Source organism: Streptomyces sp. NPDC015345 (genome assembly GCF_043078805.1).
Lineage (GTDB): Bacteria > Actinomycetota > Actinomycetes > Streptomycetales > Streptomycetaceae > Streptomyces.
Map to the genome: position 1 here is coordinate 89,972 of NZ_JBIBTX010000006.1, position 11,103 is coordinate 101,074.

Annotated in this window: 4 protein-coding genes; 2 read left to right on the plus strand and 2 right to left on the minus strand. The window is 71.3% G+C overall.

All coding sequences use genetic code 11. The annotated features are described in order from the left end of the window. Positions 1 to 154: 154 nt before the first annotated feature. A complete protein-coding gene (locus ACF062_RS24880) occupies positions 155 to 5,329 on the minus strand; it encodes a DUF6531 domain-containing protein (RefSeq protein ID WP_392142009.1) in 5,175 nt (1,724 codons plus the stop codon). 607 nt (positions 5,330 to 5,936) lie between these two features. Next, entirely contained in the window at positions 5,937 to 6,284 is a 348-nt protein-coding gene (locus ACF062_RS24885; RefSeq protein WP_392141340.1) for a hypothetical protein, read from the minus strand. A gap of 1,252 nt (positions 6,285 to 7,536) precedes the next feature. Between ACF062_RS24885 and ACF062_RS24890 the strand changes: the two genes are divergently transcribed. Both ACF062_RS24890 and ACF062_RS24895 read left to right on the plus strand, forming a co-directional pair. Then, positions 7,537 to 8,745, plus strand: coding sequence for a cytochrome P450 (locus tag ACF062_RS24890; RefSeq protein WP_392141342.1), 1,209 nt, complete (start codon positions 7,537 to 7,539; stop codon positions 8,743 to 8,745). A gap of 99 nt (positions 8,746 to 8,844) precedes the next feature. Further along, positions 8,845 to 10,197 (plus strand): serine hydrolase domain-containing protein, encoded by a 1,353-nt coding sequence (locus tag ACF062_RS24895; RefSeq protein ID WP_392141344.1) that lies wholly within the window; start codon positions 8,845 to 8,847, stop codon positions 10,195 to 10,197. The last annotated feature ends 906 nt before the right edge of the window (positions 10,198 to 11,103 follow it).

Sequence of the window (11,103 nt, forward strand, 5' to 3'; positions counted from 1 at the left end):
GGCGCTCGGCCCGGGCGGCGGGCGGGCGCGGCCGCGGGGGGCGGGGGGGGGGGGGGGCGCCCCCCGCGCGGGGGGGGGGGGGCGCGGGGGGCGGGCCCCGGGCCCCACCCCCACACGTGTTTTGCACGCTACTCCGGGCTGCTGTCGGGCCGGTTCACTTGGGATCGCCCAGCGGACCCTCCGGCCACTCACGGACCCTTCCGGTGCGTGGATCGATGTCGACCTGATGGCCGCTCGCGTTTCTCACTTCCACGCCACCGAGTGCCTTGGAGAGTTCTCCGGCCGCCTTGCAGGCTCCGTGGCAGGTGACCAGTTGGATGGGACCTCCGTGGTAGTTGGGATTCTCTCTGACCAGGTCAGCGATCTGCTGGGGGTGGGTTATCTTGCCGTCGACGATGAATTCCCCCTGCTTGTTGCCGTGGACGATGACGTCGTGGCCGTACGTGCCCTTCGAACGTCGCAAATTCTGGAGTGTGTTCGCGTCGTCGCCGATGGCCGTGGCGGTTTTCGTGTAGCGGACGCTGTCACCGGCCCAGGTGAACGACGAGACGGGCGGAATGCCCATCACGCTCTCCGCCTTGCCTCGCGGAGCCGCCGCTGTCTTGCGCCACCCGGTCAGACCGCCGACGCCGGTGAGGGTGAGTTGCTGGACGAGTTCGTCGGCCGCCTCGGCGTACAGGTCCGCCAGCGCGTCGCAGCCCTGTTGCCGGAGGAGGTACTCGCTGCGGTAGAGGCGGTAGGCGGGACGGATGGGCAGGTACTTGTCGACGAAGGCACCGGCGCCGCCGTTCTTCCCAGTGACCGCGTCCTTCGCGTCGCCGAGGAACTCGAAGGGCGCCTTGAGCCCTCGGAGGAAGCCCTTCCCGAAGACCCGCGCCCCTTCCTGGAAGCTGTCGACCTTGCCGTTGCCGTCGTCACCCGGCACCGGGGTCAGTCCGCTGGGGTCGGTGTACAGGGTGGGGGCGTTGTCGGCGTAGGCGTACGGCGAGACGTACGGGGTCGACTGGTCCCGCGTGGCCGGGTCGGGGCGGGTGAAGCGGCCGGTGGTGGTGTCGTACTGGCGGGAGTGCAGGTCGAGGTTGCCGGTGCTGGCCTCGTAGCGGGCGCCCGTGTACGACGGGGTGCCGGCGGGGGCGCCGCCGGTGACCGTGCCCAGCACACGGGTGCCGTAGGGGTCGTAGGCCCAACGCTGGTGGAGCGTTCCGGTGCTGCCGGTGACGTCGACCGGGGAGCCTTGGGTGTCGTGGTGATAGAAGAAGAGGTCCGCGCCGCCCGTCCTGGTGGCCGTGGGCTGGCCGAGCGGGTCGTAGCGGTAGGACTGCTTGACCTTCCAGTCGCTGTCGTACTCGGTGGCCAGGATCGGCAGGGCCCCGTTGGGATCCCACTGGGTGCGGCTCGTGACCGTGCCGTCCTTGGCGGCGGTGACCTGGTTGCCGCTCGCGTCGTGGTCGTAGGTGTAGGAGGCGCCCGCGACGGTGGCGGCGGAGATCTGTCCGGCCAGGTCGTAGCCGTAGGTGTCGGCGCCCGCCTTGGTCTGGTTGCCCTCGGCGTCGTAGTCGTAGGCAGTGGTCGTGGTGCCGGTGGTGGCGGAGGTGAGCTGGTCGGCCGCGTCGTAGGTGTAGCTGGTCGCTTCCGTGCCCAGGGTGGAGGTCAGGCGGTTGCCGACCTTGTCGTACGTGTAGGACGTGGCACGGTTGGCGGCGCAGCCGTCGGCCCAGGGCTGGGGGAAGCAGCCGGAGGTGAGGCGTCCGGCCGCGTCGTAGTCCAGGTCCCAGCCGCCGGTGCCGACCCCGGCGCGGGTGACGTCGACGCGAGTGGGCAGGCCCGCCGGGGAGAGGGGGAGCGCGGTCTTGGTGACCGTCGTGTCCCCCTTGGTGGCGGTCACGGCCGTGAGGCGGCCCGCGCGGTCGTAGGCGCGTTCCTCGGTCTCGGTGTTGGGCAGCGCGGACTTGGTGAGCCGGCCCGCCGGGTCCCAGGCGTACGTGGTGGTCTTGCCGTCGGCCGCCATCGTCGCGGTGCGGCCGTCGTTGTCGTAGGTGTACGTGCTGGTGTTGCCGTCGGAGTACTTGCGGGTGAGCATCTGCCCGGCCGCGTCGTAGGTGTAGGCGAAGCCGCGGGTCTTGGTGAGGTTGCCGACGGCGTCGTAGCCGAAGTCCTCGGAGATTTCCGCGTTCGCCCGCGAGACCATGCGGCCGGTCGCGTCGTAGCCGAAGGTCACGTCGGGTGTGGAGTCGGAGTAGTCGACTTTGGTGGGCAGGCCGCGCGGGTCGTAGGTGTGGGTGGTGGTGCCGCGGGGCGTGGTCTTCTCGGCGAGGTTCCCGTCGGCGTCGTACGCGTACGACGTCACGCGTTTCAACGGGTCGGTGACCGACGTGAGTTGACGTGCCGCGTCGTAGCCGTACGTGGTGACGCGGCCCTTCGCGTCGGTGCGCCGGCTGATGTTCCCGGCCTTGTCGTGGCCGTAGGCGGTGACGGCGCCGCCGGGAGCGGTGACCTCGGTCAGCTGGTCCAGCTTGTCGTAGCCGTAGGTGGTGACGCGCCGGTCGGCGTCGGTGCGCCGGGTGACGTTGTCCGCTGCGTCGTAGTCCGTGGTGCTCACGCCACCGAGCGGGTCGGTGACCGTGGTCGGGTTGCCCGCCGGGTCGTAGCCGTAGGTGGTCGTGTACCGGGCGGGGTCGGCGCCGGTGGCGTTGCCGCGGGGGTCGACCGCGGTGGCCTGTCGGCCGTCGCCGTCGTAGGTCCAGCTCGTCCTGTGCCCGAGCGGGGAGGTGCGGCTGAGCAGGTTGCCATCGGCGTCGTAGGCGTAGGTGGTGGTCTTGCCCAGCTGGTCGGTGCCGCTGGTGCGCCGGTTGTTCTTGTCGTAGCCGGAGGTGGTCGTCTTTCCGGCGGCGTCGGTGACCTTGGTGACGTTGTCGTTGGCGTCGTAGGCGTAGCCGGTGGTGCGGCCCAGCGGGTCGGTGACCACGAGCGGCCGGTTGACGGCGTCGTAGGTCGTGCTGGTGGCTGCGCCGGTCGGACCGGTGACCTTGGTGCGGTTGCCCGCCGGGTCGTAGGCGTAACTGGTGGTGTGGGCGGCCGGGTCCGCCCCGGTGGCGTTGCCGCGCGGCGTGACGCTGCGGAGCAGGCGGCCCACCTTGTCGTAGGTGTACGTGGTCTTGCCGCCGACGGCGTCGGTCTCGGAGGATAGACGTCCACCCGCGTCGTAGGTACGCGTGACGGACTTGCCGGACGGGTCGGTGGTCCGGGTCAGGTGACCGGCGTCGTCGTAGGTGAAGGTGGTGGTGTCGCCCGCCGGGTTGCGCGCGGACGTCAGCTGCTCGGCGCCGTCGTAGGTGTAGGTCGTGGTGCGGCCCAGCGGATCGGTGGCCGAGGTGAGCAGGCCCCGCCCGTCGTAGGCGTACTTCGTGGTGTACGCGGCCGGGTCGGCGCCCTCGACATTGCCGCGCGGATCGGTCCTGGACAGGATCCGGCCGGCCTTGTCGTACGTGAACGTGGACTTCTCACCCAGCGGCGTGGTGACCGACGTCCGGTTGCCCGCCGCGTCGTACCCGTACGTCGTGGTCTTGCCGCGCGGCGTCGTCACCGTCGCGAGGGAACCCAGCGGCGTGTGCGTGTAGGTGGTCTTGCCGCCCAACGGGTCGGTCACCGTCAGGAGCTGGTTCGACGCGTTGTACGCGTACGTTGTCTTGTTGCCGCGGCCGTCGGTGGTGCTGGTGATGTTGCCCGCGCCGTCGTAGGCCCAGCTCTCCTTGTATCCGAGCGCGGCGGGCGCGCTGCGGGTGAGCATCCGGCCGGCGCTGTCATACGTCATGCTCGTGGCGTTGCCGCGCTGGTCGGTGATGGTGACGGGCCGCAACTGGCGGTCGTAGTCGTACGTGATGCTCTTGCCGTACGGGTCGAGTGTCTCCATCAGGACGTTGCCGGAGTACACGTCGGTCCACACGCCGCCGTCGGGCGCCGTGGTATGCGCCTGTTTCTTCTTGCCGTCCCAGGTGAACGCGGTGGTCTTGCCGTTCTGATCGGTCTGGGACTTCACACGGCCCGCGCCGTCGTAGGCGTTGGTGACCTTGCCGCCCGCCGGGTCGGTGAGGGACGTCAGGCGCTTGTTCGCGTCGTACGCGTACGACGAGGTCCGGCCCGCCGGGTCGGTCACCGAGGTCAGCAGGCCACCGGTGTACTCGTACGCGACCGAACCCCCGTCGGGCAGCTCCACCTTGGACAGCAGTCCGTCGGCGCCGGTGGTGAAGGTGGTGGTGCGGCCCGCGGCGTCCTTGACGGTGGTGAGCTCGCCGGACGCGTACGTCAGGCTGAGGCCCTTGCCCGCGCGGTCGGTCACGGAGGTGAGTTGGCCGCCGCTGCCGAAGGTGCGCTCAGTGTGGTCCGGGGTGGTGACCGCGTAGGTGCTGCCGCTCTTGGTCAGCTTGGCCGTCGATCCGGCCGGGGCGGTGTACGTGCCGTCGCTGTCCTGTGTGAACACGAACGACGCGCCGTCCGCCGCCCGGTACGTCGCCTTGCCCGTCGCGAGGGTGAGTCTCGCGTCGAAGGGCGTCGCCCAGCCGCGCCCCAGCAGTCCGGTGGCGGTGGAGTCGGAGCGGTAGGTGCGCTCCAGGGCCAGGGGCACACCGGGGCTGACCAGGGAGGCGTCGGTGAGTTGTTGGTAGAACATGCCGGTCGCGGTGTTGACCGGATCGGCGCGGTGTGCCTGCGCGTAGCAGCCGCAGATGCCCGCCTGCGCGCCGGGGATGTCCGGGGTGTAGAACGCCTCCACCAGCGGGGACGTGGTCCCGCCTGGGCTCGACGAGCCGTCGGCGCTGTTCATGAAGACCCAGGCGTAGTACTTCTTCCCGTCCTTCAGGCCGCCGCCCAGCGAGTTGCCCGCCCACCAGAAACACTGGTCGGTGGGGTAGGAGTTGCTCGTCCACCAGTCGTAGCACCAGGCGCCGGTCTCCGGGGTGTCGCCCTTGGGGTCGTCCGTGGCCTTCTTGATCTCCAGCTGGTAGACCGGGGCGCCGCCCTCGTCCATGACGTACAGCCACATCCCGCTGTACGTCGATCCCCGCTTGGGCAGTTTGACCTGGCCGCCGATCGACAGCTTGCCCGGGTACGCGGTGGCCCAGGCCGACACCCACGCCGGGTTCTCGGGCGCCGCGCGGGGGTCGGCCGCGCGGTGCGGTGGGGCGGCGGCCGGGCCGTGCCGCATCCGGCTCGGGTCCGGGCGGCTGTGCGGTGTGCCTTCGGGCTTCCTGTCGGGCGCGTTCATGTAGGCGCGCATCGGCGACAGTTCGTGCTGTTCTTTCGCGACCTGTGCGCGCCGCTCGGCCAGGGTCATGGCCTTGGGCGGCTTGGGCAGATCGGCGGCCGTCCTGGCCTTCTCGGGGGTGACGGACGCGGCCGTGGTGGCCGGCCGGGCCCGGGGCGAGGTTGCCCAGGCCGGGGCGACGCCCGCCACGACCAAGAGGGCCAGGGCCAGGACGGCCGTGACGAGTCTTCGCGCTTGCGTGGAAATGCTGCACCGCCTGTCGAGCAGTTGTGAAGAAGGTCAGCAGTACCTTTGATCCACTGAGTGCCCGAACTAACCCGGTACGGCGGAGACGACTGGAATCCTTCGGTGCCTTGTGGACGGCTTCACCGCATGTCGCCTGAGCACACGATGAAGGCGGCCGATGCGGCCGAATCCTTTGGCGTGAACCCGTACTTGAGTGCCCGGCAGCGGAGGTGAAATCCCCAGGTCCGGGCGGTAGATGAGGGGAAGCGGTGCGGTGACTGGAGGGGGAGGGGGCGCACCCCCGAGGGCCGTATGAGGGTGCCCCGGCTCTTTGGCTGGAGAACCTTGCCGCCAATCCGCAGTCCGCCGGCGCCGCTGTGAGCGGTCGGGTCTCACCGAATGGCGCGCGTCGGCCACATCGACGGCGCACCGCACGATCCGGCGCACCAACTCAGCTTGTTCCTCGACCTGAGCGCAGTCGGGCGCGCAGGACCGCCGCACCGTCCCCCTCAAGGTCCTCGCAGGCCGCTGCGCGGCCTGCCATCCCCATCACCAGCGAGAGCGTTGGCCCACGGAGCACATCCCCCGATCCGGTGGTGAACGGTCCGTCCGTGGCCTCGACCCGCAGGCCCGAGATCGCAGTGTTGCTCGCGACGGTGAAATCGCGGCCGGCGAAGAACCGGGCCACGGCGGTCGTCGTGGCCACCGGGGGTGTCCGCACGAGACCCAATGGACGGCGGATGTCCTCGCTGTGGACGACGATCTCGCCCAGCCAGGCCGCGGTATGTCCTGCTGTCACCACCCGCACCCCCTCACCAGCCCGGCCGGGGTGCCCGGCCGGGCTTGCCCACCACCTCAGCGTGGCTTGGGGGCGGGCTACCGCCACGTCAAGTTCCACCACTCGGCCGACTATGTGAATCACTACGTCTGCGGGCCCAGAACTTCCGCGGCTACACCAACGGAACCACCGGAGCCTGGCTCCGGTCCCACCACTGGCGGCGCACACCAGTTGGCCGGTTGCGCAGACGCTCGCCGAATGGCGGAATCTCTACGTTGGAGGAGGGCCGCCGTTCCGTCCGGTTGTGGTGTGGGTGAGCGATGCGGCGGTGGCGCATAGCCGACCGGGGCGCGTCGGCCATGGATCGGGTACAGCTGTGGCGTTGTTGAGCCACCGGCCCGTCGGCGGGGCCCAGAGCGTTCGCTGGCCAAATCATCACCCCAGATCAGGAGAGATCCCGGCCGGTATGGCGACGGCGCGGCGGGGCGTCCACCCGGCCCGTCTCCGGGGCGTTCGGCGTGCCCGTCCTCGCGTTGGCCGTGTTCTTTGCCGCACAGTTCGGTTTGCGGATGGGTTGCCGGGGCACACGCGGCGGTGCGACATCGGCGGTCGGCCTTGTTGTGTGGCCGACCGGACGAACTGGCTGGGCGGTGACGCAAAAGCACCGGTGGGATACTTTCCGTTCAACCTCAGGGGGTTGCTTGCGGGTGACTCCCCGTGAAGACTGTGGCCGAGTTCCATCGAAACGAAGGTGTTCGTAGGGGCGCATCATGCCGATCGCAGCATGAGACGCGCTGCGATTGCGTACTCTCACACCCGTTTCGAACGGCCGGGACTGGGGGTCCGCTGTCCGTCCAGGAGCTGGGAGGGTCCCGCGTATCCGGTACGCGGGAGGTATCGCCGAGGGGGATGGGTTATGTCGGGTTGGCGCACCGCACGGCTGGGCCGGCCGCGGGGCCGTGGTCGGCCACGCGACCGCCACGGCATCCTGCACCGCATGTACCGCATGTGTTGAAGGCCAGGAGGCCGCCTTGGCGTCGGACTGACGCCGATTGACTGTCCCGTCCTGCCGTACGAGGGCCCCGCGGACCACGTGCCGTTCTCGTCCAAGTCCAGGCAGCAGGTACGGGTAGCAGGTACGGGTTCGGGTCCAGACGACAGTGGCACAGCCGTGCCCGGGGCCGCCCCAGCCTTGGCCGACCCGGCCCACCACACCCCTGTGCGCGTGACTCCACCGTGCCCGCACGCGCCAGCCGCTAGCAAGGGAGACAAGGTGATCAGCAAGCAACCGACCGGCGAGCGACCCCTCTTGGAGGAGTTACCCGACCGCTGGCGGCGCTTACGCGAGACGGGGCCGGTGCGGTACGACGAGACCCAACGCGTCTGGCAGGTGCTTGATCACGAGACCGTCTCCGCCGTGCTCGCCGACCCGGCGACGTACTCCTCGGAGCTCTCCACCCTCGCACCCACCCAGTCCGACTTCGAGACCTTTACCCAAGGGAACTTCGTCGGCATGGACCCCCCGGAACACCGCAAGCTCCGCACCCTGGTGAGCCAGGCGTTCACCCCGCGCGTCGTACAAGGACTTGAGCCCCGCATCGAGGCCGTCTGTGCCCGGCTCCTCGACGCCGTGGCCGACCGCGACCGCTTCGACCTGGTCGACGCGTTGGCCTACCCCTTGCCGATCATCGTGATCGCCGAACTGCTCGGCATCCCCGCGGAAGAGCACCGGCTCTTCCAGGAGTGGGCGAGCGTCCTCTTCGGCGGCGACCAGCTCGGCGAGGCGCCCGACATGGCCGACCTGGAGCGGGCGCTGGAAGCCATCGCCCCCACCGTGCGCGAGATGAACGGCTACATGCTGGAGCACATCCGTGCCCGCCGCGCCCACCCCGGGGACGACCTCACCAGCAGACTCATCGCCGCCGAGGTGGACGGGGTCCACCTCCGCGACCAGGAGATGGTCGGCTTCGTGGCCTTGCTCCTTGTGGCCGGGCACATCACCACGACCGCGCTGTTGGGCAACGCGATCGTCACCTTCGAGAAGTACCCCGAGGCGGATGCCGCGCTGCGCGCCGACCCCACGCGCGTCCCGGCCGCCGTCGAGGAGGTCCTGCGCTGGCTGCCGCCCTTCCCCGAATTGGGCCGCAGGGTCACCCGGCCCGTGGTCCTCGGCGGCCACGAGATTCCCGCCGACACGATGCTGATGGCCCATCTCGGCGCCGCCAACCGGGATCCCGCCCGCTTCGCCGACCCCGACGTCTTCGACGTGACCCGTAGCCACAACCCGCACTTGACCTTCGGGCACGGCATCCACTTCTGTTTCGGCGCGCCGCTGGCCCGGCTGGAAGCGCGGATCGCTCTTCACATGTTGCATGAACGGTTCCGCGAACTGGTGATCCCCTCCTACGAGGACATCGTCCACCAGAACCCGGCCGTCCTCATCGGCGTACGACATCTGCCCGTCGAGGTCGCCAGACCGTAGCCCCCGGCGCGCGCAGCGCCTCCGGCCGGCCCGCACCGCTCGTGCCCGGGCCGGATCGCACACCCGCACATGAGACCCACCAACGGGAGTCCCCTTCTCATGCCGTACACCATCCCCGCCGCTCCGGTCGCCCTCCGGGCGCCGTCGCTGTTGAGCCGTGAGCTGCAAGACCGTCTCGACGGCCTGGCCCGGACCCACCGGGTGCCCGGCGCCCAACTCGCCCTGGACACCGGCAGCGGCGTCGTCGCCGTGCACACCGGCACCGCCGACGTCACCACCGGCAGCCCCTTCACCGCGGACACCGCGGTTCCGCTGGGGTCGCTGACCAAGCCCTTCACCGCCGCGCTCGTCATGCTCCTGGCCGACGACGGCGACCTCGACCTGGACGAGCCGGCCGCCGAGTACCTGGCCGAGCTGGCCGGAACCCCGGACGTGACTGTCCGTCAACTCCTGGTCCACACCGGCGGGTTGCCGACAGGACCCGACTCTGACACCGCTGCCGCGACCACCCCCGCGCGCTACCTGACGGCCGTCTGCACCGCCCGGGACCTGCTGTTCACGCCCGGGACCGACTTCTCCTACTCCAACGCCGGCTACGTCGCCGCCGGACGGCTGGTGGAGACGGTCACCGGCATGCCGTGGACCGAGGCCGTGCGGGTGTTGCTTCTCGAACCCCTCGGTGTCCGGCCCGCGTTCATCGGCGACGCCGCGCCCGTGCGTCCCTTGGCCGCGGGGCACGCCGTCAACACCGCCACCGGGCAGGCCGTCGCCGCCCGGCAGAACCTGGCACCGCTGGAGGCGCCGGCCGGTGCGCTGCTCGCGAGCGCCCTGGACCTGGTCGCCTTCGGCAACGCGCTGACCGGCCGCTCGGACCTGCTGCCGCCCGCCGTCGCCAAGGAGATGCGCCGGGCCGAGACCGCCGCCGATCCGGGGACGCTCGCCGACGGCTGGGGTGCCGGACTCGCCCTGTACCAGCGGGACGGCCGGGTGTGGTGCGGCCACGACGGCAACGCCCAGGGCACGTCCTGCCACCTGCGGGCCGACCCGGAGAGCGGAATCGTGGTGGCCTTCACGGGCAACGCCGGGGGTGCCACCGCTCTCTGGCGCGAGCTCACCGAGGACCTGGCCGGGCTCACCGGCATCCGGGTGCCCGCCGACGCGCTCGCCGCGGACCGGGGCCGTCCCGTCGGCCTGCCCGACTGCGTGGGCACCTACCGCAACGGCACCACGACCTACCGCGTCGCGCCCGGACCTGGCGGCACGCCGGTCCTGTCCGTCGACGGGGACCTGCCCCTCCCGCTGGTCTGCTACGCCGACCTGTCCTGCGATCTGCGCGATCCGGCCACCGGGCGTGTCGAACCCGGCGGCCGGTTCCACCGCGATCCGGCCACCGGCACGATCGACCGGGTGCAGATATCCGGGCGCACCGCGCGCCGCGCCGACGACGGCTGAGCCACGGTCACCGTCGTCGTGGGCTCGGACGGGCGTGGCTTCCGGCCGGGGGACGGCCGTCGGTCGGCACCGGCTCGGCCTTTCTCGGCACGGGCTCGGCCTTGGTCGGCGCGTGTTCGGCTCGGGCGAGGGCTGGGGGGTGCGCCGGTTCCGGTTGCCTCGGGGGCCGGGCGCGGGTTCAGCGCCCGCGCCCGCCTGGGGGCCGGTGCGCGTAGCCGCCTTGCCGCCTTGCCGTGCGGCGCCGGTTCCGGTGGCGGTTCGATGTCGCCGGTCCGGGCCGGCGGGGCACCGTCGCCGGACCACCGCGGTGGTGTCCGGTGGAGCCACCGCCGGGTCACGGTGGCGGCACACCGGTCCGCCGGGCGCCGGTCGGATTCAGTGACTCCGGTTGCTGGGCCGCCGGCCGGGCTCGTAGGTGGGGCCCGGTGGTGGGCCGAGGGTGGGCGGATCGACGGAGCCGGTGGTGGTTGGCGGCTTGGACCGGGCGGCGGGTCGGCCGGCGAGCCGAGCGGTTCCGGCCCTCGGGTCGGGCGGAGCGGTTCCGGTCACCGGGGCTGGTGGCTCGGCCGCCGGGGTCGGTGGTGTGGCTGCCGGACTCGACGGTTCGGCGCCGTCCGGGCCGGGGGTTGGCTGCTGGGCTTGGTGGTTCGGCGAGTCGGCCACTGGGCTCGGTGTCCCGGCTGTCGGGGACGACTGCCGGCCGTCGCTTGGTGGTTGGGCCATCGTGTTCGGCGGTCGGGCCGCCGGTGCGGTGGTCCGGACGTCAGGCCCGGTCGGCTCGGATGCTGTCGGCGGCCGCGGTCACCGGAAGCTCCGGTTCGCCCCGACGGTCCCGGTGGCGTCCCACCCACCGGGACCAGTGGGCGTGCTGTCGGCGGCCGCGGTCACCGGAAGCTCCGGCTCCCT